The sequence below is a fragment of the Candidatus Methylomirabilota bacterium genome, from assembly GCA_035764725.1.
GTDB lineage: Bacteria > Methylomirabilota > Methylomirabilia > Rokubacteriales > CSP1-6 > DASRWT01.
Genome location: DASTYT010000133.1, coordinates 18,752 through 42,306, shown reverse-complemented (window position 1 = coordinate 42,306; position 23,555 = coordinate 18,752). Strand labels below are relative to the sequence as shown.

Sequence of the window (23,555 nt, the reverse complement as noted above, 5' to 3'; positions counted from 1 at the left end):
GTCCCGCACCGCCACCCCACTGAACTTCGTGTGCAGCACCTTCGTGATCGCCGCCGTCAACGTCGTCTTCCCATGATCAATGTGCCCAATCGTCCCCACGTTCACGTGCGGCTTCGACCGATCAAACTTCGCCTTGGCCATCCGATGATCCTCCTCGGCTACCGACCCGAATTGGCCTGCCGACGCGTATCGATGGAGCCCATGTCCGGGATTGAACCGGAGACCTCGTCCTTACCAAGGACGCGCTCTGCCGACTGAGCTACATGGGCGCTGGTCGCAACCCCCTCGCACTCCCGAGCGGCGAGGCTGGAGCGGGAAACGGGATTCGAACCCGCGACCCCCAGCTTGGAAGGCTGGCGCTCTACCGCTGAGCTATTCCCGCCTGCCGTCTCGGCGCGCCCTGCCGTCGTCTTACAAGTGGTGGGGAGAGGAGGATTTGAACCTCCGAAGGCGTTCGCCAGCAGATTTACAGTCTGCCCCCTTTGGCCACTTGGGTATCTCCCCGCTCGTCGCCCCAGGACTACAACTCCTTGAAGTTGCGGTTGAAAAGGCTGGCGCTGGCGGGAGGATTCGAACCCCCGACCCACTGCTTACAAGGCAGTTGCTCTGCCACCTGAGCTACGCCAGCAGTCGCAAAACTTCACCCTACTTACGCGGTATTGACAAGTCAAGGGGTTTTTGCTCTCACCACCCTCTGACGGACCACCTCGTAGCACAGCGCCGTCGTCGCCGCCGAGACATTGAGCGACCCGATCTTGCCCCGCATCGGGAGTGTGAGCAAGAGGTCGCATGTCCGGGTCACCAGGGGGCGCAGCCCCTCCCCCTCGCCCCCCATGACGAGACACAGGGGCAGGGTGAGATCGACCCTCCAGGGCTCCTGCCCGCCCTTGGCCGTCGCCCCCATGACCCAGATGGACTCTTTCTTCAATGTTTCGAGCACTTGGACCAGATTCGTCTCGCGTGCGACCGGCAGATGCTCTACCGCCCCCATTGCCGTCTTGGCGGCCGCGGGCGTGATCCCCACCGCTTGATGTTTGGGGAGAATGACGCCGTGAGCCCCGGCGGCATCCGCACTCCTTAAGACGGCACCGAGATTCCGGGGGTCCTGGATCCGGTCCAGCGCCAGGAAGAAGGCCGGCTCCCCGCGCTCCGCCGGCACGGCCAGAAGATCCCCCAGGCTCGCGTAGGCGGCCTCGGCCACGCGCGCCACCACGCCCTGGTGATGGGGGCTGCCCGCGATCGCGGTGAGCTGATCGCGGGTGCGGTAGGAGACCTTCACCCCCCGCGCGCGGGCCAGCGTGAGCAGCTCCTGCAGGGCGGGGCCCCGGCCCTCGGAGAGGATCGCAATCTCGTCCACGCTCCGCGACGCCGCGCGGAGCAGCTCGAGCACGGGATTGCGCCCGAAGAGGGGCGCGCCCTCCTCCTTCATCGCCTGAGCCTCCAGGTCGTGCCCTCCCGGCTGTCCTCCAGCACCACGTTCATCGTGTCCAGCTCCGCGCGCAACCGGTCGGCCTCCGCGAAGTCGCGCTTCTTGCGTGCCTCCTCGCGCAGCCACACCAGCGACTCGATGTGGGCCTTGAGCCGGCCGTCCACCGCCGGCGCCGCCTCGACCCGCGCCTCGAGCAGGCCCAGCGAGCGCGCCAGCGTCACGAGCTCGCCGACCCCCATGAGGAACGCGCCCGCCCCCGCCTTGCCCTCGCTCACCTGCGCCCGCGCCCCCTGCAGCGTCCGCGCGAGGTCGAAGAGCACGCCCAGCGCCTGCGGGCTGTTGAAGTCGTCGTCCATGGCGGCCTCGAAGCGCTGGCGCTCCCGCGCCACCTCGTCGAAGAGCCCGTGATCCGGGCCGGGCGGCGGCGTGCCGCGCGCCGCCAGCTTCTCGGCTTCCGTCACGACCGCGCGGAGCCGGCCCAGCGCCTTCGCCGCTTCCTCCACGCGCTCCTCGCCCCACTCGAGCGCGTGCCGGTAATGCGTGCCCAGAAGGTAGAGGCGCAGGGCCTCGGGATCGTGCCGCTTCACCAGCTCGCGAATGGACAGGGTGTTGCCGAGCGACTTGGACATCTTCTCGGCGCCCAGGTTCACGAAGCCGTTGTGGGCCCAGTAGCGGGCGAAGGGCTTGCCGGTCACGCCCTCCGTCTGGGCGATCTCGCACGAGTGATGGGGGAAGATCAGGTCGATCCCCCCGCCGTGAATGTCGATGGTATCGCCGAGATGCTGCATCGCCATCGCCGAGCACTCGATGTGCCAGCCCGGCCGGCCCGGGCCCCAGGGACTCTCCCAGGAGGGCTCGCCCGGCTTCGCCGCCTTCCAGAGCGCGAAGTCGCGCGGATCCCGCTTGCGCTCGTCGACTTCCACCCGCGCGCCCGCGAGGAGCTCGTCCAGGTTCTTCCCGGACAGGCGCCCGTAGTCGGGGAAGCGGCGCACCTCATAGTAGACGTCGCCGTCCACCGGATAGGCGAAGCCCTTGGCGATGAGCCGTTCGATGAGGTCGATCATCTGCGGGATGTGCTCGGTCGCCTTGGGCTCCACGTCGGGAGGAAGCAGGCCCAGCGAGGCCATGTCGGCGCGCTCCGCCTCGATGAACCGCTCGGAGATCTCGCGCGGGGTGACCCCCTCGGCGTGGGCGCGCTTGATGATCTTGTCGTCCACGTCGGTGTAGTTGCGAACGACGCGCGTGCCGTACCCGCGGAAGCGGAGGTAGCGCCGCATCATGTCGAACACGAGCGCGCTCCGGGCATGCCCGATGTGGGAGACGTCGTACACCGTGACTCCGCAGACGTAGATACGGACCTCACTCCGGTCGATGGGAACGAAGTCCTCCTTCCGCCGCGTCAGGGTGTTGTAGATCTTGATGGGCACGCTGGGCTCCTAGCTGAGAGAGTTGACCTCGACGGCGACCACCGCCATGGCCGCGATGCCTTCCTCGCGGCCGAGCAGCCCCAGGTGCTCCGGGCTCTTCGCCTTCACGCTGACACGCCCCGGCGCCACCTGGATGGTCTCGGCGAGACGGCGGGCCATCTCGTCGAGATGGGCGGCCAGGCGCGGGGCCTGGCAGATCACGGTGGCGTCCACGTTCACCGGGGTGCCGCCGTTGGCGGCGACCGTTCGCACCACCGCGCGGAGGAGCTCGAGGCTCGAGATGCCGCGGTAGCGCGGGTCGCTGTCGGGGAACATGCGGCCGAGATCGCCCAGGGCCAGCGCGCCCAGGAACGCTTCGCAGACTGCGTGGGTGAGCACGTCCGCGTCGGAGTGCCCGCCGAGACCGCGCGGGCCCGGCACCGTCACGCCGCCCAGCACGAGCGGCCGCCCCTCCACCAGCGGGTGGAGGTCGAATCCCAGCCCCGAGCGCACGGGGCTCACCGGGCGCGCTGTCCCGTCCAGCGCCGCGCCGTACGCAGATCCTCGGGCGTCGTGATCTTGAGATTCTCGGGAAGGCCGAGCACCATCGCGACCCGCCCGCCCAGCCGCTCGACCAGCACCGCGTCGTCCGTCCCGCCGTAGCCGTCGCGACGCGCCTTATCGTGGGCTTCCCAGAGGAGCTCGCGGCGAAAGGCCTGCGGCGTCTGGACGAGCCAGAGCCCGGCACGGTCGAGCGTGGATTCGACCACGGCCTCCTGCACCCGCTTCACCGTCTCGCGCACGGGAAGGCCGCACGTGGCGGCGCCGGTGCGGGCCGCCCCGGCGAGCACGCGCGCCACCAGCGTCGGCGTGATGAACGGGCGCACCGCGTCGTGCACCAGCACCCATTCCGGGGCGCCCGCCGCCTGCAGGCCGAGCCAGACCGAGTCCTGCCGCTCGGCTCCTCCCGCCACCACCGCCAAGATCTTCGGCACATGGTGAACGCGGAGGAGTCGCCGCGTCGCCTCCTGCCGCTCGGCGGGCACCGCGACGACGATCGCGCTCACGCAGGACGCGTTCCCGAGCGCCTTCACCGTGTGGACGAGCACCGGCGCCCCGCCGAGCCGGAGGTATTGTTTGGGCTGGCGGGCCAGCATCCGCCGCCCGATCCCGCCCGCGGGGACTATGGCGACTGCTTCAACGGATCGCATCCGTCTCCTCTGTTTCGCCGGTCTGCGTGGAGGGACGGCCTCAGCGGACGGGCTCTTCCATGGGGGCCAGCCGCGCGAAGATCATCCGCCCGGCGGTGGTCTGGAGCACGCTCGTCACCGTCACGTCCACCATCTGCCCGATGAGCTTCCGGCCGTGGTCCACCACCACCATGGTCCCGTCGTCGAGATACGCGACGCCCTGGCCGGCCTCCTTGCCCTCCTTCACGACCTGCAGGTGCATGAGCTCGCCGGGCAGCACCACCGGCTTCAGCGAGTTGGCCAGCTCGTTGATGTTCAGCACCGGCACGCCCGAGAGCTCGGCGATCTTGTTCAGGTTGTAGTCGTTGGTCACGACCTTGCCGTTCAGGCTCTTGGCCAGCTCGATCAGCTTGCGATCGACCTCGCGGATGGCCGGGAAGTCCTGGTCCATGATGCGCACGGTGATCTTGGACACCCGCTGCAGGCGCTGCAGCACATCGAACCCCCGCTTGCCGCGGTTCCGCTTCAGCGCGTCCGACGAGTCGGCGATCTGCTGCAGCTCGCGCAGCACGAACTGGGGTACCACGATGGTCCCCTCGAGGAAGCCCGTCTCGCACACATCCGCGACGCGCCCGTCGATGATTACCGAGGTGTCGAGCACCTTGTAGGCCTGCTTGAGGGCGACGGTCTTGGGAAAGAGCTTGGCCGACATGCCCTCCAATTCGTCGTTCTTCGCCAGGGTCACCGCGCAGCCGAGATAGCCGAGCAACAGGCCGAAGAGCCCGCGCCCGAGGGCTCCCGCCTCGGGCACCACCGCGCCGAGCGCGCTGCCCACGCCGAGCCCGAGCGCGACGCCGGCGATGCCGCCGGCCGCGCCCCAGAACAGCCGGTCCACGGGCACGCGGCGGCCCTGCCACTCCAGCACCACCGCCAGCACCCCGCAGAGGAAGCCGGCCAGGCCCAGCCAGTGCGTCGCCCACTTGATACCGAGAGCCGGCGCCAGCGCTACACCGGCGCCGGTGGCCACCGCCAGCACACACAGTCGCGCGATGATGAGACTCATGGCCGTGTCTATCCCCCGAGCAAGGCCTTGACGGCCTCCTCGACCGAACCGACTCCCTGGACCTCCAGCGCGAGTGGCTCCTTCGCCGCAAGATTGTTCTGCGGCACCACCGCCGACGTGAAGCCGAGCGCCGCCGCCTCCTTGAGCCGGGCGGGCAGCCCGCCCACCGCGCGCACCTCGCCGGTGAGGCCGACCTCGCCGATCACCACCACGTCGCCCCGCACCGGCCGGTCGAGATAGCTCGACGCCGCCGCGATCACTACGCCCAGATCCGCCGCGGGCTCGGCGACCTTGCCCCCGCCGGCGACGTTGACGAAGGCGTCCTGGGTCATGAGCGGCAACCCCACGCGCTTCTCCAGCACGGCGAGGAGCAGGCAGACCCGATTGTAATCCGCGCCGATGACGGTGCGACGGGGTGCCCCGAAGTTCGCCGGGGCCACCAGCGCCTGCAGCTCGAGCAGCAGGGGCCGGGTGCCCTCGAGGCTCGACACGATCACGGAGCCCGACGCCCCGCGCGGCCGCTCTGACAAGAAGAAGCCGGAGGGGTTGCGCACCTCCACGAGCCCGCGCTCGGCCATCTCGAACACGCCGATCTCGTTGGTGGAGCCGAAGCGGTTCTTCACCGCGCGCAGCACGCGATAGGCGTGATGCCGCTCGCCTTCGAAGTAGAGCACGGTGTCCACCAGGTGCTCGAGCACGCGCGGGCCGGCCAGCGTCCCCTCCTTGGTGACGTGACCCACCAGGAAGGTCGCCACGCCCCGTGCCTTCGCCTGCACCATCAGCCGCGCGCCGCACTCACGCACCTGACTGACGCTGCCCGGAGCCGACTCCACCTCGGGCAGGAACATGGTCTGGATCGAGTCCACCACGAGGATCCGGGGCGACAGCTGGGCGACGTGCCCCTCGATGGTGGCGAGGTCGGTCTCGGCCAGGAAGTAGAGGCCGTCGGACGCGATCCCCAGACGCTCGGCGCGGAGCTTCACCTGCGCCGCGGACTCCTCGCCGGACACGTAGAGGATCGGTCCCGAGCGCTCCGCCAGGGCCCCGCTGACCTGGATGAGCAGGGTGGATTTGCCGGCCCCCGGCTCGCCGCCCACCAGGACCAGCGAGCCCTTGACCATGCCGCCGCCCAGCACCCGGTCGAGCTCGCCGATGCCCGTCGCCACACGCTCGCCCGACTCGATGCGGATCTCGGCCAGTCGCTGCGGCCGGGCCCCGGGCGCGAGGGCCGGCCGCGCCGACCTCGGCGCCTGCGGCCGCTCCTCCACGAGTGCGACGTAGTCGCTCTGCCGCGCGCAGTCGGGGCAGGTGCCGGGCTTGGACGAAGCGAAGCCGCAGGCCTGGCAGCGGTAGACGACTCGCTCGCGCGCCATCACTTCTTCTCCTTGGCGCCGTCACCGGCTCCGGCGCCCGCGCCGATGGAGCTGCGGATCAGCGACCGCAGCAGGAAGCTCCGCTGGGCGCCTTCCAGGAAAGCGGCCAGATTCTCGTACACGGTCGGATCTTCGAGCAGCGCGCCCACCGTGCCTTCCCCGGCCTTGAGACGGTCGGTGATGACCCGGAGATTGGCCATGGCCACCCGGAAGTCCGAAGCCGCCTCGCCCATCGGCCCGTCCTCCTTCTCGGTCAGGAGCCCCCCGAGGAACCCCTGCCCGGCGACCAGCCGTTCCGAGATCTCGCGCAGGTTCTTGGCGAGGCCCTGGACGTCTTGGGCCACGGGCTTGTACTGGGGGTCGAGGAGCAGGGTCAGCAGCGGGCCGACGTCGTCGCCGGGGCCCTTGGCCTTGTCCACCGCTCTGCCGAAGGTGTCCATGGCATTGAGGAACGAGCGCACGGCTCGCCCGCTCTCGGGCGCGAGGAGGACGGCGATGGCCCCGTCACCCATTTGCGCCTTGGCGAGGGCGGCCTGCGCGTCGGCGAGCAAGGAGTTCAACCGCTTGATCGCCTCGGGCTCCTCGTAGACGAGGACGTGCAGCCATCCCTTGCCCTTCTCGACCTCCTCCACCACCCGGCGCGCGCTCTTCATGGTGGCGCCGAGGTCCTCGATGGCCCCGCTTTGGTCGAGCTTCTGGATCGAGCCCTGGAGCTGGTCGGCGAGGCGACTGATCGTGGTGACCAGGCCCGCACCCGCAGAGAACATGCGCCCCATCTCCACGGGGTCGCGCGTGCGCAGCACGTCGCCTTCCTTGAGGGCGGCAGTGGCGGGCGTGCCCTGGGTGATCTCCACGAGCTTGTCGCCGAGGAGGCCCTGCGTGACGATCTGAGCCTCAGAGTCGCCGCGGATGCGGTCCTTGAACTGTCGGGCCACCGTGACGGTCACGCGCACCTTCCCGCCGACCTCGGGCGAGAGCACGACCCTGGTCACACGGCCGATCTGTACCCCGGCCAAACGCACGGTGGCGCCCTCGATGAGGCCGCCGACCTCCGTGAAGTCGGCGTGGAGCTCGTACTTCCTCTCGAAGTAGCGGGCGCGGGCGCCCAGGAGGTAGATGACGCCGAGGAACACCGCGAGCGCGACCACCACGAAGAGCCCGATGCGCACCTGCAGCCCGAAGGTCCGCCGATCTGGCATCTCAGCGCTCGCGCAGTTCGCCCGCGAGGAAGTCGCGGACGATTCGGTTGCTCGACCGGTGGATCTCGGCCGGCGTGCCCACCTCGGCGAAGCGCCCCTGGTAGAGGATGGCCATCCGGTCGGCCACCGCATCCGCGAACTCGAGATCGTGGGTGACCACGATCGAGGTGTCGCAGACTCCCTTCTTCAGGTCGTTGATCAGCCCCGCCACGAGCTTGGCGTTGGTCGGATCGAGGCCCGCGGTGGGCTCGTCGAAGAACACGACCTCGGGCTCCACCACCAGCGTGCGCGCGACCCCCACGCGCTTGCGCATGCCGCCCGACAGGGCGCCGGGAAGCACGTCGTCGATGTCGGCGCTCAGCCCGACGAGGGAGAGGAAGCGGTGCACGCGTTCGGTGATCTCGCCCTCGCTGAGCCGCGCGTGCTCGCGCAGGGGGAAGGCTACGTTCTCGAACACCGAGACCGAGTCGAACAGCGCGGCGCTTTGGAACACGTAGCCGGCCCGCCGCCGGAGCGGCAGGAGCTGCTCCTCGCGCAGACCGTCGATGCGCGTCCCGAGCAGCCACACCTCCCCAGCGTCAGGCGCGAGCAGCCCGTCGATCGTGCGCAGCAGCACGGTCTTGCCGGAGCCGCTCCCGCCCATCACCGCGAGGGTGGTGCCTTTCTCGAGAGTGAGGCTGATGCCGCGGAGCACGGGGTGGTCGTCGAACGCCTTCCAGACCTCCCGCACATCCACCACGGCCTGCCCTGCGCTCGCCGTCGCCATCAGCGCGTCACCAGAACAGAATGATGAGGAGCTTGGTGAGGAAGAAATCGGAGATGATCACCGCCATCGCCACCTCGACCACGGTGTCGGTGGTGGCGCGCCCGAGCCCTTCCGTCCCGCCCTCGGTAGCGAGCCCGTTGTAGCAGCCGATCAGTGTGACGAGGAAGCCGAACACGATGCTCTTGAGGAGGCCGGTGAGGAAGTCGCGGATCACCACCCAGTAGGCGATGGTGTTCCAGTAGAGGTAAGGATCCACGTCCCGGTCGAACACCGAGACGATCATGCCGCCGACCAGTCCCACGAAATCGGCGAGGACGGTGACGAGAGGGAACACCACGAGGGCGGCGAGGAGGCGCGGCACCACTAGCCGCTTCACGTAGTTGACGCCCAGCGCGCGGAGGGCATCAATCTGCTCGGTCACCTTCATCGAGCCGAGCTCCGCGGTGATGCCGGAGGCCACCTTGCCCCCCACGAGGATCGCGGTGAGCACCGGTCCCAGCTCGCGCAGGATGGACAGGGCCACCACCGGTCCCACGTAGCCCTCCGCGCCGAAGCGCGCCATGTTCACCGCCGTCTGCAGCGCGAGCACCATGCCGGTGAAGAGCGCGGCGGTGAGCGCCACCGCCGTCGAGCGCACCCCGATGGTGTCGATCTCGCGCGCCACCAGCGCGAGATAGTGCGGCGGGAGCGCGAGGTTGCGCGCCGCCTGGATGGTGAGCAGGCCGAGGCCCCCGTACCAGGCGATGGACTCGCGGATGTAGCGTCCGACCGCGTCGACGGCGCTGGCGCTCGTCATCGCACTGTGCCCGCCGGCAGGGCCAGGCTGTCCACGAAGGCCTGGAAGTCCCCGCGACCCGCCTCGAAGGCATCCACGGGCGCGACGTAGAGGAAATCGTAGACGCAGCCCTCGGCCTTGACGGAGACCGCGTCCACCGCCACCTCCGCGCCGTCGAGCGTGCCCCGCAGCACGGAGCGCGCGCCCGCGCGGCCGCCCACCGTCACCGGCTCCGTGCGCACCTCTTCACGGTGCTTGAGGCCGAACGTGAGATAGCGCACCAGGTGCTCGGGCGGGCGCTCGCTCACGCGCGCGCCGCAGGTCGCGTCGGCAAGCATGCCGCCGGGCGGCTTCTCGCGCCGGAGCTCGAGGTCCGCCTGGGAGTCACGCGCCACCCGCCAGCCCCCGCCGGGCAGGCTCACCTGATAGCCCTTCCTTGAGTGAAAGACGCCGCCCTCGATGCCGCTCGACGCGCAGCCGGCGGTCAGCAATGCGAGCAGCGACACGCCCGCGCGGGCGGCCGGGCTCACGCGGCGCCGCCCTTCGCCGTGTCTTGGGTAGGCTTCGCGGTCGGCGCCGCGTGCCGCTCGGCCAGCTCCGCGAGGAGGCGGCGGAGCGGAATGCCGCGACTCGAGAGGAGTACGAGCGAGTGGAACCAAAGGTCGGCGACCTCCGCGACCACCCGGTCGTTGCCCTCGCCGCCCAGCGCGGCGGTCACGACCTCCGTGGCCTCCTCGCCGATCTTGCGGCAGATGAACGCATCCCCCTTCTCGAACAGCCGAGCCACATAGGAGCCCGCCGGGCGATCGACCTTGCGCGACTCGATGGTGCGCTCGAGCACCTCGAGGAATTCGGGGCCGGCCGCGCCGGCGCCCGGCCGTTCGGCGCCCGCGTCGCTGATCCGCGTGTAGAAGCAGGTGCGCGCGCCGGTGTGGCAGGCCACGCCCTCCTGATGCACCTGGAGCAAGAGCGTGTCCCGGTCGCAATCGGCGTAGAGCCCGTCCACGTGCTGCACGTGCCCGGAGGTCTCGCCCTTGCGCCAGAGCGCCCGGCGCGCGCGCGACCAGTAGTGACCGGCGCCAGTGCGAAGCGTGGCCTCGAGCGCGGCGCGGTCCATCCAGGCGACCATCAGCACTTCGCCCGTCGCCGTCTCCTGCACCACGGTGGGGATGAGCCCGGCCGCGTCCCACTTGAGCTCGTCGCGAACGCTCATGCTTCCACCCGTACGGGCACGCCCCGGTCACGGAGAAACGCCTTGGCCTCGCCCACGCTGTGCTGGCCGAAGTGGAACACGGTCGCGACGAGGGCCGCGTCCGCCTTGCCTTCGGTGAGCGCCGCGTGCAGGTGCTCGAGCGCGCCCGCCCCGCCCGACGCGATCACGGGGAGCGACACCGCCTCCGACACCGCGCGCGTCAGCTCGAGGTCGTAGCCGTCGCCGGTCCCGTCTCGATCCATGCTGGTCAGGAGGATCTCACCCGCGCCCCGCCGCTCGACTTCCCGCGCCCACTCGATCGCGTCGCGGCCGGCGGGGCGGCGGCCCCCGTGGGTGTACACGCCCCACCGTGTGGGACCCGGTCCCAGCTCGCGCTTGGCGTCGATCGCCACCACGATGCACTGGCTGCCGAAGGCGCGCGCCGCCTCCGTCACCAGCTCGGGACGCGCGAGGGCCGCGGTGTTCAGCGAGACCTTCTCCGCGCCGGCTCGTAGCAGGGTCCGGATGTCGTCGAGCGACCGGACGCCGCCGCCCACGGTGAGGGGCATGTAGATGCCCTCGGCGGTGCGGCGCACGACCTCGAGCATCGTCGCCCGCCCCTCGTGACTGGCCGAGATGTCGAGGAACACCAGCTCGTCGGCGCCCTGCGCGTCGTAGGCCTGCGCGGCCTCGACGGGATCGCCGGCATCGCGGAGGTTCACGAAGCGCACGCCCTTGACCACGCGCCCGTCGTGCACGTCGAGGCAGGGGATCACGCGCTTCTTCAGCATGGCCTCAGCCCACCTCGGCGAGGGCCCGCCGCAGGTCCACCGCTCCCGTGTAGAGCGCGCGGCCCACGATGGCGCCCTCGACGCCGGGAATGCCCGCGAGCTGGCGGAGATCGTCCATCGAGCCCACCCCGCCCGAGGCGAGCACGGGAATGCCGGCCGCCCGCGCGACCGCCTCCGTGCTCCACACGTTGGGGCCGCCCTGGGTGCCGTCGCGGGCGATGTCGGTGTAGAGCACGGCGGCCGCGCCGGCGGCCGCGGCGTCGCGGGCGAGCGCAGTGGCGTCCAGGTCTAGCACCCGCGTCCAGCCGTCCACCGCGACCTTGCCGTCGGAGGCGTCCACCGACACGATGATCTGGCCCTCGAAGGCCCCGCACACCTGGCCGAGGAAGGCGGGATCCAGCGCCGCGCGTGTGCCCACCACCGCCCACTGTGCGCCGGCCTCGAGCACGCGCTCCACTGCGGCCAGGTCACGCAGGCCGCCGCCCACCTGCACCGGGATGGTGAGCGCCGCGATGACGGCGCGGATCAGCTGGGTCTGCGCCGGCCGTCCCGCGAAGGCGCCGTCGAGATCCACCACATGCAGCCGCGGGGCGCCCTGGGCCTGCCAGCCGCGTGCGGTTGCGACGGGGTCGTCGGAGAACACGGTCTCGTCCTCGGCCCGGCCTTGCCGGAGCCGCACGCAGCGTCCGGCCTTGAGATCGATGGCGGGGATCAGGGTGAAGGCCATGTCAGCGCCGCCGGCTCCGCACGAACGCGGCGAAGTTCTCGAGCAGCCGCAGCCCCCACCTCTGGCTCTTCTCCGGATGGAACTGGGTCGCGAACAGCGTGTCACGCTCGACCGCGGCGGGGAAGCGCACGCCGTAGTCGCAGACGGCCCGCCGGAGGGACGCGTCGTCCGAGTCCGGATAGTAGGAGTGCACGAAGTAGAAGTGGGCGCCGCTAGGGATCCCGTCGAAAAGCGCCAGGTCGCCGCCGTGCTCGACCTCGTTCCAGCCCATGTGCGGCACCTTCTGGCCCGCGGGGAAGCGCCGCACGATACCGGAGATCACGTCGAGCCCCTTCACCTGATCGAATTCCTCGCTCTCGGTGAAGAGGAGCTGATAGCCGATGCAGATGCCGAGGAACGGCCGCCCCTCGTCGAGCACGGCGCGCAGCGGATCCACGAGCCCCCGTCGCGCGAGGCTCCGCATGACGTCGTCGAACGCGCCGTCGCCGGGCAGCACCACCGCCTCCGCGTCGGCGACGACGCGAGGATCGTCGGCGATGCGCGCGGGCATCCCGAGGCGCGCGAAGGCCTTCTCCACGCTCCCGAGATTGCTCCGCCCGTAGTCGACCACCGCGATCATGGACGCCGCCTAGAGGCTGCCCTTCGTGGAGAGCACGTCGCTGATGCGAGGGTTGAGGCGGGTGGCCTCGGCGAGCGCGCGCCCCACCGCCTTGAACGTGGCCTCCGCGATGTGGTGGAGGTTCTCTCCGTAGTGCATGGTGACGTGCAGGGTGATCTCGGCATTGAAGGCGACGGCGCGGAAGAAGTCCTTCAGGAGGTCGAGGTCGAAGTTCGAGATCCGCGTGCGCTGTAGTGGCACGTTGAACACCAGATAGGGCCGTCCCGAGATGTCCACGGAGGCGTGGAGCAGCGCCTCGTCCATCGGGAGATACGAGGCGCCGTAGCGCACGATTCCCCGCTTCTCGCCGAGCGCCTCCTTGAGCGCCTTGCCGAGGCAGATCCCCACGTCCTCGACGGTGTGGTGCAGATCCACGTCGGTATCGCCGCGGGCGTCCACCGCGAGGTCCATCAGCCCGTGCTTGGACCAGGCCTCCAGCATGTGGTTGAAGAACGGAATGGTCGTCTCGACCTTGGCGGCGCCCGTCCCGTCCAGATTGAGCTGGAGGACGATCTGCGTCTCCTTGGTCTTGCGCTCGACGCGGGCCTGCCGCGGGAGCGCGGGCTCGGTGCCGCGGGCCTTGTCGGTCATGCCGCTCCTCCTCCATTCGACGCGATACGCACGCGCGCGGCCTCGCTGTGGGCCTGCAGCCCCTCGACGCGGGCCAGCTCCGCGAGATGGGGCCACGCCTCGGCGAGGCCCCGGGGGGAGTACTGGATCACGCTGAGCCGCCTCACGAAGTCCTCGGTGGACAAGGCGGAGGCGAAGCGCGCGGTGCCGCCCGTCGGCAGCACGTGATTCGGGCCCGCGACGTAGTCGCCCACCACCTCTGGCGTGTGCCGGCCCAGGAACACCGCGCCCGCGCAACGCACCCGCGCGAGCAGGGCGTCGGGCTCGGCGACGGAGAGCTCCAGGTGCTCGGGCGCGAGCCGATTCGCCACGTCCACCGCCTCGGCGAGGCTGCTGGTGAGGACGAGGGCCCCGTTGTCGCGGAGGGCGCTCGCGGCAATCTCCCGCCGCGGCAGCGCCGCGAGCTGGCGCGCCGTCTCCTGCTCCACCGCGTCGAGCAGCGTCGAAGAGGGCGAGAGCAGCACCGAGCGCGCCATGGGGTCGTGCTCGGCCTGGGCGAGCAGGTCGGCGGCGACGTAGGCGGCGTCGGCCTCGCCGTCGGCGATCACCACCACCTCGCTGGGCCCGGCGAGCATGTCGATGCCGACATCGCCGAAGACGCGGCTCTTCGCCAGGGCCACGTAGATGTTCCCCGGTCCCACGATCTTGTCCACGCGCCGGATCGACTCGGTGCCATAGGCGAGCGCGGCCACCGCCTGGGCGCCGCCCACGCGATAAGCCTCGGTCACGCCGGCGATGCGGGCGGCGGCGAGCACGGCGGGGTTGAGTGTCCCGTCCGCCGCGGGAGGTGAGACCAGCACGATCTCGCGCACGCCCGCCACGCGTGCCGGCACCGCGGTCATGAGCACGGTGGAGGGATACGCCGCGCGTCCGCCCGGCACGTAGATGCCCACGCGCTCGAGCGGGCGCACCTCCTGTCCGAGGCGCGACCCGCAGGCGTCGGTCATGCTCCAGGCCTTCGGCATCGCCGCGCGATGGAAGGCCTCGATGCGCGCCGCCGCGTAGCGAAGCGCGGCGAGGGTCGGCTCGCCCACCCGGCTCTCCGCCTCGTCGTACTCCGCGGAAGCGACCGCGAGCCGGGCCGGCGTGAGAGCCACCCGGTCGAAGCGCGTGGTCAGCTCGATCAGGGCGGCGTCCCCGCGCTCCCGCACCGCCGCGAGGATCTCGCCCACCGCCTGGTGGATCTCGGACGCCACGCGCTCGGGCGCGCGATCGAGCGCGCGCGCCACGCCCTCGGCGCCGAGGGCGCGCGCGTCGAGGCGGCGGAGCGTCACGCCCGGCGCTCCGGGGCCGCGCCCGGGCGCGCCGGCGCCACCACCGCGCGCATCGCGTCGATGAGGGCATTGACCCGCGCGTGCGCGGTCTTGAGCGACGCGCGGTTCACGATGAGCCGCGCGGTGGACGTCATGATCTGGGCGACCTCCACGAGGCCGTTGGCGCGGAGGGTCTCGCCCGACTGCACGAGGTCCACGATGCGGTCCGCGAGCCCCACCAGCGGCGCGAGCTCGATGGAGCCGTCGAGCCGGATCATCTCCACCTGGATCCCGCGCTCGGAGAAGTAGCGCTCGGTCAGCGACGGGTACTTGGTGGCCACGCGCACCCACGACCACTTCGCGGGATCGTCGCGCTCCCACAGCGCGCGCGGCTCCGCCACCACGAGGCGGCAACCGCCGAAGCCGAGGTCCACCGGCTCGTACACGTCCGGCTCCTGCTCGGCGAGGATGTCCTTGCCCACGATGCCGAGGTCGGCGGCGCCGTACTCCACGTAGGTGGGGATGTCGGCGGGCTTGAGGAAGAGGAAGCGCAGCCCCCGGTCCTCGTCGGCGATGAGGAGGCGCCGCGATTCCTCGTCGAGTCCGCGGATGCCGAGGCCGGCGAGCAGCGCCTGCGCGGGCTCCAGGAGACGTCCCTTGGGCAGCGCGAACGTGAGGGGATGCGTCATGGGCGCACCCCCGCGATGTAGCGCTCGATCCCACGTAGATCAACGCGCGAGGCGATCCCGGTGAAGCCCTCGGCGGCCATCAGGGAGGCAAGCGCCCCCGCCTGCTCCTCGCCGATCTCCAGCACGAGCCGGCCACCGGGCCGCAGCACAGCCGGCGCCGCCGTCACGAGCCGCCGCAGGAGCCCGAGGCCGTCGGGACCGCCGTCCAGCGCGGCGCGCGGCTCGAAGTCGCGCACCTCGCGCGGCAGCGTGGGAATCACTGCGCTCGCCAGATAGGGAAGGTTCGCGACGATCATGGCCAGCCGCCCGGCCTGCGCGGTCAGCGGGGTCACGAGGTCGCCCCTCATGAGCCGCACGCGACCCGCGAGCCCGAGCGCGTACACATTCTTCGCGGCGACCAGGAGGGCGGCGGGCGAGGCCTCCACCGCGAATACCTGCACCGCGGGCCGAGCTGCGGCGAGGGCGCACGCAATGGCTCCGGAACCGGCGCCGATGTCGGCCGTCAGCGGGGGCCCAGAAATGGCCTCCGCTCTCCCCCAGTCCGCGGACATCGCGTCCAAAAGCTCCAGCGCCCATTCGACGAGGCCTTCAGTCTCCGGGCGCGGGATCAGCACGTCGGGCGTCACGCGGAGGCGCAGCCCGTGGAAGTCCTCGAAGCCCAGCAGGTGCTGCAGGGGCTCGTGGCCGGCTCGGCGCTCGACGAGGGCGTGGAGGCGCTCCACTGCGTCCGGGGCCAACGTCCGCTCGGGCTCGAGATAAAGCGCGAAGCGCTCCACCCCCAGCTGCATGGCGAGCAGCCACTCCGCGTCCTGGCGCGCGGTGGGAAGTCCGGCGCGGCCGAGGCGCGCGACGGCGTCGCCGAGGAGGGCGCGGACGGTGGGGGCGGCCGCGGTGGGGCTCACGCCGTCGACTCCGCGAGCTTCTGCCCTTGATCCCACGCGGTCAGCGCGTCGATCAGCTCGTCGATATCGCCCTCGATCATGGCGGGCAGCTTGTGCAGGGTGAGGCCGATGCGGTGATCGGACACGCGCGTCTGGGGGAAGTTGTACGTCCGGATGCGCTCGCTTCGCTCGCCCGTGCCCACCTGGCTCCGCCGGTCAGCGGCGATGGCGGCGGCCTGCTCGTCCTGGGCGCGCTCGAGCAGACGCGCCTTGAGCACGCGCATGGCCTTCGCGCGGTTCTTGATCTGCGAGCGCTCGTCCTGACACGTCACGACCAGCCCGGTGGGGATGTGGGTGATGCGCACCGCGGAGTCGGTGGTGTTGACGCCCTGGCCGCCGGGCCCAGAGGAGCGGTAGACGTCCACGCGGATGTCCCTCTCATCCACCTTCACGTCCACGTCCTCCGCCTCCGGGAGCACCGCCACCGTCACGGTGGAGGTGTGGATGCGCCCGCTCGACTCGGTGGCGGGCACGCGCTGGACCCGGTGCACGCCGCGCTCGAACTTGAGGCGGCTCCACGCGCCCTTGCCCTGGATGAAGAAGATGATCTCCTTGTAGCCGCCCACGCCGGTGACGTGGCTGTCCATCACCTCGACCTTCCACTTCTGGCGCTCCGCGTACTTCGTGTACATGCGCGCGAGATCCGCGGCAAACAGCGCGGCTTCCTCGCCGCCCGCGCCGGCGCGGATCTCCACGAAGACGTTGCGGTCGTCGTTGGGATCGCGCGGGAGCAGCAGGGTTCGCAGCTCGTCCTCGAGACTGGCCTGGCGGGCGGTCAGGGCGTCCACCTCGGCCTGGGCCATCTCGCGCATCTCGCGGTCGTCGTCCTCGGCGAGGATGTGCTTGGCCTCGGAGATCCGCTGGAGCACGTCCTTGTAAGCGCCGAACTTCTGCACGACTTCGGACAGCTCCGCCGCGGCCTTGGCGGTGCGGGCATACTCCGCCGTCTGCGCGATCACCTGGGGATCGGACAGCCGCCGCGACAGGTCGGCGTACCGCTCCTCCAGCTGGCGAAGCTTGTCAAACATGGGCGCCCCTCAGAGACGGCCGGACAGGCTGCGCCCCTGCCGCGTGTGGGGACAGGAAGGACGACGGAGTGCTGCGGGCGAGTGACCCTGGTCGCGGCTCGAGGCGCCGGCCGGCCGCGCTACGCCTCCCCGATCGGCTTTCTGTTGTACTTCCGCTGGAAGCGCTCGACGCGACCCGCCGTATCCACGAACTTCTGCTTTCCCGTGTAGAACGGGTGGCACTTGGAGCACACCTCCACGCGGATCCCGGGGACGGTGGAGCGGGTGTGGATGACCTCCCCGCAGTTGCAGGTGATGGTGGTGTCGATGTACTCGGGATGAATGCCAGCCTTCACGGCGCACCTCCTAAATGAAGTACAAAGGATACCAGCCACGTCAAGAAAAGGCAACAAATCGCGCACTTCCAGCAGTTGATTGGCGAGCCGCAGCCGAAGGCGAGGCGAGCGGATACGAAAGTGGTTCCGAGCGGAGCGAGGGGCGAGCCGCAGCCAAGGCGAGCGGAGAGGGAAGGGGGGCGCCGAGCGGAGCGAGGCCCGCTGGTCCGGCCTGGGGCCTAGGCCAGCTGGTTCATCTGGGAGAGGAAGTCCTTGTTCGTCTTGGTCATTTTGAGCTTGTCCAGCAAGAGCTCCATGGCCTCGACGGGGTTGAGCTGGCTCAGCGCCTTCCGCAGCAGCCACACCTTCTGAAGCTCGTCCTTCTCCAGGAGGAGCTCCTCCTTCCGGGTGCCGCTCTGCTCGATGTTGATGGTGGGGAAAATCCGCTTGTCCATGAGGCGCCGGTCCAGGTGCACCTCCATGTTCCCGGTGCCCTTGAACTCCTCGAAGATCACGTCGTCCATCCGGGAGCCCGTGTCCACCAGGGCGGTCGCCATGATGGTGAGCGACCCCCCCTCCTCCACGTTGCGGGCCGCCGCGAAGAAGCGCCGGGGGCGCTGAAGGGCGTTGGCGTCCAGACCACCGGACAGCACCTTCCCGGAGGAAGGGATCACGGCGTTGTGGGCGCGGGCGAACCGGGTGATCGAGTCGAGCAGGATCACCACGTCGCGCTTGTGCTCGACCAGGCGCTTGGCCTTCTCCAGGACCATGTCCGCCACCTGCACGTGCCGCTGGGGCGGCTCGTCGAAGGTGGACGAGATGACCTCGCCCTTCACCGAGCGCTGCATGTCGGTGACTTCCTCCGGCCGCTCGTCGATGAGCAGGACGATCAGGTACACCTCGGGATGGTTCTTGGCAATCGCGTTGGCCACGTTCTGCAGCATCATCGTCTTACCGGTCCGGGGCGCGGCGACGATGAGGCCGCGCTGCCCCTTGCCGATCGGACACAGGAGATCCATGGCCCGCGTGGTCAGGTTCTCGCTGTCGTGCTCGAGCCGGATCCGCTCCATCGGATAGAGCGGCGTGAGATTGTCGAAGAGCGTCTTGTCCTTCGACTGCTCGGGGCTCTCGAAGTTGATCGCCTCGACCTTGAGGAGGGCGAAGTAGCGCTCGCTGTCCTTGGGCGGCCGAACCTGGCCGGAGATGGTATCGCCGGTGCGGAGGTCGAAGCGGCGGATCTGCGACGGCGAGACGTAGATGTCATCCGGCCCGGGCAGATAGTTGTAGTCGGGGGCGCGGAGGAAGCCGAAGCCGTCCGGAAGCACCTCGAGGACGCCTTCCGCGAAGATCAGCCCGTCCTTCTCGGCCTGGCCCTGCAGGATCTTGAAGATCAGCTCCTGCTTGCGCAGCCCGCTGAACCCCTGGACGCCGAGATCCTTGGCGACCTGGTTCAGCTCGGTGATGGTCTTGTCCTTGAGCTCGGACAGGTTCATCTTCGTGCCTCCAGCGCCGCCGGCGGCCGGAGCTACTGAGGCCGCCTCGGGCGAGGATTCCGGTGCGTCGTCCGGGGGCGTGTTGCGCTTAGGGTTCCGCTGCGAAATGGCGATTCTCTCCGGGGGGTGTCACTGGGTACCGGGGGCCAACGGCTCGACATCGCCACTGTCCCACACGGGTCAGAAAACTGTCAACCGGATTTTTTCCCGGCGCGGCGTCGGGAGCCTCGGAATCCGATCAGAGCCTCATGTCGATGATGGCGCGCTGCCGGATCTCGCTGAGCCACTCCTTGAGACGCACCTGGAGCTTCTCGCGGAGCAGGATGTCGCGGATCTGGTTGCGCGCCTGGGTGAGCCCTTCGCCGCTCAGCGCTTCCTTCGAGTCGAGCTTGAAGAGGTGGTATCCCACCTGCGAGCGGAACGGGGCCGACGTCTCGCCCGGCGATAGGGCGAGGATGGCGTTCTCGATGTCGGCGGCCAGCTCGCCGCGCTTGAGGGCGCCGAGCGAGCCCCCGTCCTTGCCGGAGCCGTCCTGCGAGAACTCCTTGGCCAGCTCGGCGAAGTCGCCGCCCGCGAGGATGCGCCCGTACACGTCCTCGGCACGCCGCTTGGCCTCCTCCCAACCGTCTTCGCCCCGATTGGGATCGGGCAGGAAGAGGATGTGGCGTGCCTCGAAGTGCAGGCCGGTCTCCAGCTTCTCGCGGTTCTGGTCGAGGTAGCGGTCGATCTCCTGCTCCGTCACGGTGACCCGGAGGTTCACCCGTCGCCGGCGCACCCGCTCCACCATCAGCTGGTCGCGGATCCGCTTCTTGATCCCCTCCATGGTGACGCCCTGCCGCTTGAACTGCTGCTCGAGCTCGACCTCGTTCTTCACGTTCATCTTCTTCATGAGCTCGGCCATCTGCTCGTTCATCTCGACGTCGTCGACGGTGATCTTCTCGCGCTCCGCCTGCTGGAGCTGGAGCCGGTTTTCGATGATGCGCTGGAGGAGGCCGTCGCGGAGGGTGGTGCGCGCGTCACCCGACGGCGGCGGCTGCTTGCTCTCGTAGAGATAGTAGGCCTCGGCCTCGTCCAGCTCGAAGAGGGTGATGGCGTCATTGTTCACGACGCAGATCACCCGGTCGACCACGGTGTCGGGATCCACCGGTGCCGCCTGCCCCACCGAGATGAGGGGCGCCGTCGGCTGCTTGGCCGCCGGCACCGGTGGGGCGTCCGGGGCCTTGCCCTGCTCGGGCCGGCCGAGGAGCGGTACCCACTCGGGGGCGGGCGGAAGGGCAAAGACGGAGCAGCCTTCGAGGAGCGTGAGGACGATGAGGAGGGGCGCGGCGAGGCGCCCGCGTCCCCTCACCTGCCGAGCTCCTGCAGGAGTGAGGCGAGGGCGGCCTTCACCTCCGGCCAGCCCCCGCGCGAGATCTGCGCTTCCATCGTGAACTCCTTCAGCATCTTCATGCGTCCCCGGCTCCGTCCGATGATGGCGAGCAGCCGCTCCGGCGTCACCGTGGTCGACGGCGCGAACGTCACGAGCGCCCGCCCGTTCTGGACCTCGACGCGCTCGACCCCGATGGCCCGCGCGGCGAGCCGCAGCCCCACCACGTCGAGCAGGGCCTCCACCGGCGGCGGCGGCGGCCCGAACCGGTCGGCCAGCTCCGCCCGCATCTCCGCGACCTCGTCCACCGAGCCGATCTCGGCCAGCCGCTTGTACAGCGCGAGGCGCTGCCCCTCCTCGGACACGTAGCCCTCGGGGAGGAGGGCCTCGACCTCGACGGTGATGGTCGGATCCACCTCGGCGGCGGGCGCCTCGCCGCGCAATTCTCTCACAGCTTCGTCAAGAAGCTTCGTATAGAGATCGAACCCCACGGCGGCAATGTGGCCATGCTGTTGGGCCCCCAATAGGTTGCCGGCCCCGCGGATTTCCAGGTCCCGGAGCGCCAGCTTGAACCCCACCCCCAGCTCGGTCAGCTCCTCGATGACCTGGAGCCGGCGCTGCGCCGTCTCGTCGAGCCTTCCGTCAGCCGGGACGAGGAGATAGGCATAGGCCTGTAGACGCTCCCGGCCCACCCGCCCTCGGAGCTGATAGAGCTGGGCCAGGCCGAAGCGGTCCGCCCGGTTGATGATGATCGTGTTGGAGGCGGGGATGTCGAGCCCGGACTCCACGATGGCGGTCGAGACCAGGACGTCGGCCTGCCCGTCCACGAACTTCACCATCACGGACTCGAGCTCACGCTCGGCCATCTGCCCGTGGGCCATGAGCACCCGGGCCTCGGGCACCAGGCCCTTGATGAAGGTGGTCATGGACAGCAGGGACTGCACGCGGTTGTGCACGAAGAAGACCTGGCCGCCGCGCTGGAGCTCGCGCTCGATGGCTTCCTTGATGACGCCCCGGCTGAAGCGGGTGACCACGGTCTCCACCGGCAGGCGGTTCAGCGGCGGCGTCTCGATCACCGAGAGGTCGCGGACGCCCGACATCGCCATGTAGAGCGTGCGCGGAATCGGCGTGGCGGTGAGGGTCAGAACGTCCACCGCGTTGCGCATCTGCTTGATGCGCTCCTTGTGGGTGACGCCGAAGCGGTGCTCCTCGTCCACCACGAGCAGGCCGAGGCGCTTGAACTCGACGTCCTTGGACAGCAGGCGATGCGTGCCGATGACCACGTCGACCGCGCCCGACTTGAGACCCGCCACCACCGCCTTCTGCTCCTTGGGGCTGCGGAAGCGTGAGAGCAGCTCCACCTTGGCGGGGAACGGCGCGAAGCGGTCGCTGAAGGTGTTCCAGTGCTGCTGCGCGAGCACGGTGGTGGGCACGAGCACCGCGACCTGCCGGCCCTCCGACACCGCCTTGAAGGCGGCGCGCAGCGCCACCTCGGTCTTGCCGTAGCCCACGTCGCCCGCGACCAGGCGATCCATGGGCCGCTCGCGCTCCATGTCGGTCTTCGCGTCGTCGATGGCCTTCTGCTGATCCGCCGTCTCCTCGAAGCGGAAGGCCGCCTCGAACTCACGCTGCCACGGGGTGTCCGTCCCGAAGGCGGAACGGTGGGCAAGGGACCGGGCGGCGTAGAGCTTCAACAGCTCCTCCGCCATCTCGCGCAGGGCGGCGCGCACCGACTCCTTGACCCGGCCCCAAGCCGCGCCGCCGAGGCGATCGAGCTTGGCCGCGCCTTCGGGCGCGCCCAGATACTTCGAGATGAGATCCAGGCGCTCCACCGGGAGAAACAAGCGGCCGCCCTCGCCGTACCCGAGCAGCAGGAAGTCGCCGTCGCGGCCGTCCGTCTTCAGCGTGCGGATGCCGTGATAGCGGCCGACGCCGTGGTGCTCGTGCACCACGAGGTCGTTGGGGGCGAGGTCGGAGTACGAGGCGATGGCGGCACCGCGCTGGAAGCGCGGCCGCTGGAGCCGCCGCCGCCGCGCCCCGAAGATCTCCTCCTCGGTGAGGACGACCAGCCCCAGGGGGGGAAGCTGGAAGCCCGCGGCCGCGTCGCCCACCAGCACACCCAGCGGGTCGCTGCTCCAGAGCGTCGCCTCCGGCCACGCCTCGTGGCCGTGCTCGGAGAGGATCTTCCGGAGCCGCGAGGCCTGGCTCTCGTCGTTGACGACGAGCCGCACCGCGAAGCCCTCCGCGCGCCACTTCTCGATCTCGCCGGCCAGGAGCTTGAACTGACCGCGATACGCGCCGACCGAACGCGTCCCCAGGGCGAAGGTGCCGCGCTCCTGCCCCGAGGGGGCGAGGAGCGCCAGATCGAGGCGCTGGAAGTCCGCGAGGAGGTCGGCGAGCGGCATCGCGGACGGGGCGTCGTCGGGCGGCGCGTCAAGCACCGCGGGATCGAGCAGGACGGCGAGCGAGTCGCCGGGCATGTAGGCGGCGATCGTGCGGCGATCTTCGGGCGCCTCGGGCTCGCCGCCGCTCGAGGCGGGCGAGACGAGCGGCAGCACGTCGAGATCGATCAGATCCTCCACGGAACGCTGCGAGGTGGGATCGAAGAGTCGCAGCGACTCGATCTCGTCGCCGAAGAGCTCGACGCGCACCGGCCGCTCCCGCGAGGGCGAGAAGATGTCGATGATCCCGCCGCGGAGACTCCACTGGCCGACGTCCACGACCGCCTCCACGCGCTCGTAGCCCGCGGCCTCGAGCCCGCCGACCAGCGCCTCGCGGTCGACCGTTCCGCCGAGCTCGAGACGCACGAGGCGCGTCCGGTAGTCCCCCGGCTTGAGCAAGGGCGCGGTCAGCGCGGCGGGCGTGGCCACGACGACCACGGGCTCCTCCTTGAGGAGGCGATGCCCCACCAGCGCCCGCATCGCATCCTGCTCGCCGTGGCGGTTGCCGCGCCAGCCCGCGCCCTGCGGCGGCGGGAACTCCAGCACGCGCTGCGCGCCGTCGCCGGGGGCCCCGAGCGCGTCGAGGAAGAAGGCGATGTCCTGGGCAGTCTGATGCACCTCGGCATGGCCCGGGGCGACGACGAGGATGGGCCGCTCGCCGGCGCGCGCGAGGCCGGCGAGGACGAGCGCGCGCGCCGAGCCCCACAGACCGCGGGCCTGTAGACGCAGCTCTCCCTGGGCGAGGGCGTCGGCGAGGTCCTTGAACGCCCCCCAGCGACTGAGCACGGAGGGTGGAGCGGCCATGTGCTGCGTGCGACCTCGGAGAGGATA

General features: G+C 70.4%; 24 protein-coding genes and 4 tRNA genes. All 28 read right to left on the bottom strand.

The annotated features are described in order from the left end of the window. The coding region (locus tag VFX14_22575; protein HEU5192476.1) for a GTP-binding protein at nt 1–141 on the bottom strand (141 nt) is incomplete at its 3' end. A gap of 52 nt (nt 142–193) precedes the next feature. Then, a tRNA-Thr gene (locus tag VFX14_22570) sits at nt 194–269 on the bottom strand. A 38-nt stretch (nt 270–307) separates the two neighbouring features. Continuing rightward, nucleotides 308–382, bottom strand: a tRNA-Gly gene (locus VFX14_22565). Nucleotides 383–418: 36 nt separating this feature from the next. Continuing rightward, a tRNA-Tyr gene (locus tag VFX14_22560) sits at nt 419–504 on the bottom strand. A 48-nt stretch (nt 505–552) separates the two neighbouring features. Next, a tRNA-Thr gene (locus tag VFX14_22555) sits at nt 553–628 on the bottom strand. Nucleotides 629–667: 39 nt separating this feature from the next. Beyond that, nucleotides 668–1,429, bottom strand: coding sequence for a 23S rRNA (guanosine(2251)-2'-O)-methyltransferase RlmB (gene rlmB, locus VFX14_22550; protein HEU5192475.1), 762 nt, complete (start codon nt 1,427–1,429; stop codon nt 668–670). Then, nucleotides 1,426–2,856, bottom strand: a complete 1,431-nt coding sequence (gene cysS, locus VFX14_22545) for a cysteine--tRNA ligase (GenBank protein HEU5192474.1) — start codon at nt 2,854–2,856, stop codon at nt 1,426–1,428. The genes rlmB and cysS overlap by 4 nt, the downstream gene beginning before the upstream one ends. Before the next feature lie 9 nt (nt 2,857–2,865). Next, a complete protein-coding gene (ispF, locus tag VFX14_22540; protein HEU5192473.1) occupies nt 2,866–3,357 on the bottom strand; it encodes a 2-C-methyl-D-erythritol 2,4-cyclodiphosphate synthase in 492 nt (163 codons plus the stop codon). Next, nucleotides 3,354–4,046 (bottom strand): 2-C-methyl-D-erythritol 4-phosphate cytidylyltransferase, encoded by a 693-nt coding sequence (gene ispD / locus VFX14_22535; GenBank protein HEU5192472.1) that lies wholly within the window; start codon nt 4,044–4,046, stop codon nt 3,354–3,356. The genes ispF and ispD overlap by 4 nt, the downstream gene beginning before the upstream one ends. 40 nt (nt 4,047–4,086) lie before the next feature. Then, the gene (locus VFX14_22530) at nt 4,087–5,088 is read right to left on the bottom strand and encodes a PIN domain-containing protein (protein ID HEU5192471.1); all 1,002 of its coding nucleotides are present in this window, start codon (nt 5,086–5,088) and stop codon (nt 4,087–4,089) included. Between the two features lie 8 nt (nt 5,089–5,096). Beyond that, entirely contained in the window at nt 5,097–6,461 is a 1,365-nt protein-coding gene (radA, locus tag VFX14_22525) for a DNA repair protein RadA (protein HEU5192470.1), read from the bottom strand. Beyond that, nucleotides 6,461–7,660: an MlaD family protein gene (locus tag VFX14_22520; GenBank protein ID HEU5192469.1), complete on the bottom strand. Its 1,200-nt coding sequence runs from the start codon at nt 7,658–7,660 to the stop codon at nt 6,461–6,463. Before VFX14_22520 ends, radA begins: the two co-directional genes overlap by 1 nt. Before the next feature lies 1 nt (nt 7,661). Further along, nucleotides 7,662–8,426, bottom strand: a complete 765-nt coding sequence (locus VFX14_22515) for an ATP-binding cassette domain-containing protein (GenBank protein HEU5192468.1) — start codon at nt 8,424–8,426, stop codon at nt 7,662–7,664. A gap of 7 nt (nt 8,427–8,433) precedes the next feature. Continuing rightward, nucleotides 8,434–9,222, bottom strand: coding sequence for an ABC transporter permease (locus tag VFX14_22510; protein HEU5192467.1), 789 nt, complete (start codon nt 9,220–9,222; stop codon nt 8,434–8,436). Then, nucleotides 9,219–9,731, bottom strand: a complete 513-nt coding sequence (locus tag VFX14_22505) for a hypothetical protein (protein HEU5192466.1) — start codon at nt 9,729–9,731, stop codon at nt 9,219–9,221. The genes VFX14_22510 and VFX14_22505 overlap by 4 nt, the downstream gene beginning before the upstream one ends. Continuing rightward, nucleotides 9,728–10,414 carry a bifunctional phosphoribosyl-AMP cyclohydrolase/phosphoribosyl-ATP diphosphatase HisIE gene (gene hisIE, locus VFX14_22500; protein ID HEU5192465.1) on the bottom strand — a complete coding sequence of 229 codons (687 nt, stop codon included), beginning with the start codon at nt 10,412–10,414 and terminating at the stop codon, nt 9,728–9,730. The genes VFX14_22505 and hisIE overlap by 4 nt, the downstream gene beginning before the upstream one ends. After that, the gene (hisF, locus tag VFX14_22495) at nt 10,411–11,184 is read right to left on the bottom strand and encodes an imidazole glycerol phosphate synthase subunit HisF (protein ID HEU5192464.1); all 774 of its coding nucleotides are present in this window, start codon (nt 11,182–11,184) and stop codon (nt 10,411–10,413) included. The genes hisIE and hisF overlap by 4 nt, the downstream gene beginning before the upstream one ends. Before the next feature lie 4 nt (nt 11,185–11,188). Beyond that, on the bottom strand, nt 11,189–11,911 hold the full coding sequence (gene hisA, locus VFX14_22490) for a 1-(5-phosphoribosyl)-5-[(5-phosphoribosylamino)methylideneamino]imidazole-4-carboxamide isomerase (GenBank protein ID HEU5192463.1): 723 nt from the start codon (nt 11,909–11,911) through the stop codon (nt 11,189–11,191). 1 nt (nt 11,912) lies between these two features. Then, nucleotides 11,913–12,530: an imidazole glycerol phosphate synthase subunit HisH gene (gene hisH / locus VFX14_22485; GenBank protein ID HEU5192462.1), complete on the bottom strand. Its 618-nt coding sequence runs from the start codon at nt 12,528–12,530 to the stop codon at nt 11,913–11,915. A 9-nt stretch (nt 12,531–12,539) separates the two neighbouring features. Continuing rightward, the gene (hisB, locus tag VFX14_22480) at nt 12,540–13,160 is read right to left on the bottom strand and encodes an imidazoleglycerol-phosphate dehydratase HisB (protein HEU5192461.1); all 621 of its coding nucleotides are present in this window, start codon (nt 13,158–13,160) and stop codon (nt 12,540–12,542) included. Beyond that, nucleotides 13,157–14,473, bottom strand: a complete 1,317-nt coding sequence (gene hisD / locus VFX14_22475) for a histidinol dehydrogenase (GenBank protein ID HEU5192460.1) — start codon at nt 14,471–14,473, stop codon at nt 13,157–13,159. Before hisD ends, hisB begins: the two co-directional genes overlap by 4 nt. Beyond that, nucleotides 14,470–15,141 carry an ATP phosphoribosyltransferase gene (gene hisG, locus VFX14_22470; GenBank protein HEU5192459.1) on the bottom strand — a complete coding sequence of 224 codons (672 nt, stop codon included), beginning with the start codon at nt 15,139–15,141 and terminating at the stop codon, nt 14,470–14,472. The genes hisD and hisG overlap by 4 nt, the downstream gene beginning before the upstream one ends. After that, nucleotides 15,138–16,043, bottom strand: a complete 906-nt coding sequence (gene prmC / locus VFX14_22465; protein HEU5192458.1) for a peptide chain release factor N(5)-glutamine methyltransferase — start codon at nt 16,041–16,043, stop codon at nt 15,138–15,140. The genes hisG and prmC overlap by 4 nt, the downstream gene beginning before the upstream one ends. Then, on the bottom strand, nt 16,040–17,110 hold the full coding sequence (gene prfA / locus VFX14_22460) for a peptide chain release factor 1 (protein HEU5192457.1): 1,071 nt from the start codon (nt 17,108–17,110) through the stop codon (nt 16,040–16,042). The genes prmC and prfA overlap by 4 nt, the downstream gene beginning before the upstream one ends. A 119-nt stretch (nt 17,111–17,229) precedes the next feature. Continuing rightward, entirely contained in the window at nt 17,230–17,445 is a 216-nt protein-coding gene (gene rpmE, locus VFX14_22455; protein HEU5192456.1) for a 50S ribosomal protein L31, read from the bottom strand. A 218-nt stretch (nt 17,446–17,663) separates the two neighbouring features. Beyond that, complete coding sequence (rho, locus tag VFX14_22450; GenBank protein HEU5192455.1) at nt 17,664–18,917, bottom strand: transcription termination factor Rho; 1,254 nt, start codon at nt 18,915–18,917, stop codon at nt 17,664–17,666. A 238-nt stretch (nt 18,918–19,155) separates the two neighbouring features. Next, on the bottom strand, nt 19,156–20,265 hold the full coding sequence (locus VFX14_22445) for a peptidylprolyl isomerase (GenBank protein HEU5192454.1): 1,110 nt from the start codon (nt 20,263–20,265) through the stop codon (nt 19,156–19,158). Continuing rightward, nucleotides 20,262–23,528 (bottom strand): transcription-repair coupling factor, encoded by a 3,267-nt coding sequence (mfd, locus tag VFX14_22440; GenBank protein HEU5192453.1) that lies wholly within the window; start codon nt 23,526–23,528, stop codon nt 20,262–20,264. The genes VFX14_22445 and mfd overlap by 4 nt, the downstream gene beginning before the upstream one ends. Nucleotides 23,529–23,555: the final 27 nt, after the last annotated feature.

Bases quoted from the DNA above. Each gene is read 5' to 3' on its own strand.
- rlmB (HEU5192475.1), bottom strand. From the start codon at position 1,429: ATGAAGGAGGAGGGCGCGCCCCTCTTCGGGCGCAATCCCGTGCTCGAG.
- ispD (HEU5192472.1), bottom strand. From the start codon at position 4,046: ATGCGATCCGTTGAAGCAGTCGCCATAGTCCCCGCGGGCGGGATCGGG.
- VFX14_22530 (HEU5192471.1), bottom strand. From the start codon at position 5,088: ATGAGTCTCATCATCGCGCGACTGTGTGTGCTGGCGGTGGCCACCGGC.
- radA (HEU5192470.1), bottom strand. From the start codon at position 6,461: ATGGCGCGCGAGCGAGTCGTCTACCGCTGCCAGGCCTGCGGCTTCGCT.
- VFX14_22520 (HEU5192469.1), bottom strand. From the start codon at position 7,660: ATGCCAGATCGGCGGACCTTCGGGCTGCAGGTGCGCATCGGGCTCTTC.
- VFX14_22515 (HEU5192468.1), bottom strand. From the start codon at position 8,426: ATGGCGACGGCGAGCGCAGGGCAGGCCGTGGTGGATGTGCGGGAGGTC.
- VFX14_22510 (HEU5192467.1), bottom strand. From the start codon at position 9,222: ATGACGAGCGCCAGCGCCGTCGACGCGGTCGGACGCTACATCCGCGAG.
- hisIE (HEU5192465.1), bottom strand. From the start codon at position 10,414: ATGAGCGTTCGCGACGAGCTCAAGTGGGACGCGGCCGGGCTCATCCCC.
- hisF (HEU5192464.1), bottom strand. From the start codon at position 11,184: ATGCTGAAGAAGCGCGTGATCCCCTGCCTCGACGTGCACGACGGGCGC.
- hisA (HEU5192463.1), bottom strand. From the start codon at position 11,911: ATGGCCTTCACCCTGATCCCCGCCATCGATCTCAAGGCCGGACGCTGC.
- hisH (HEU5192462.1), bottom strand. From the start codon at position 12,530: ATGATCGCGGTGGTCGACTACGGGCGGAGCAATCTCGGGAGCGTGGAG.
- hisB (HEU5192461.1), bottom strand. From the start codon at position 13,160: ATGACCGACAAGGCCCGCGGCACCGAGCCCGCGCTCCCGCGGCAGGCC.
- hisG (HEU5192459.1), bottom strand. From the start codon at position 15,141: ATGACGCATCCCCTCACGTTCGCGCTGCCCAAGGGACGTCTCCTGGAG.
- prfA (HEU5192457.1), bottom strand. From the start codon at position 17,110: ATGTTTGACAAGCTTCGCCAGCTGGAGGAGCGGTACGCCGACCTGTCG.
- rho (HEU5192455.1), bottom strand. From the start codon at position 18,917: ATGAACCTGTCCGAGCTCAAGGACAAGACCATCACCGAGCTGAACCAG.
- mfd (HEU5192453.1), bottom strand. From the start codon at position 23,528: ATGGCCGCTCCACCCTCCGTGCTCAGTCGCTGGGGGGCGTTCAAGGAC.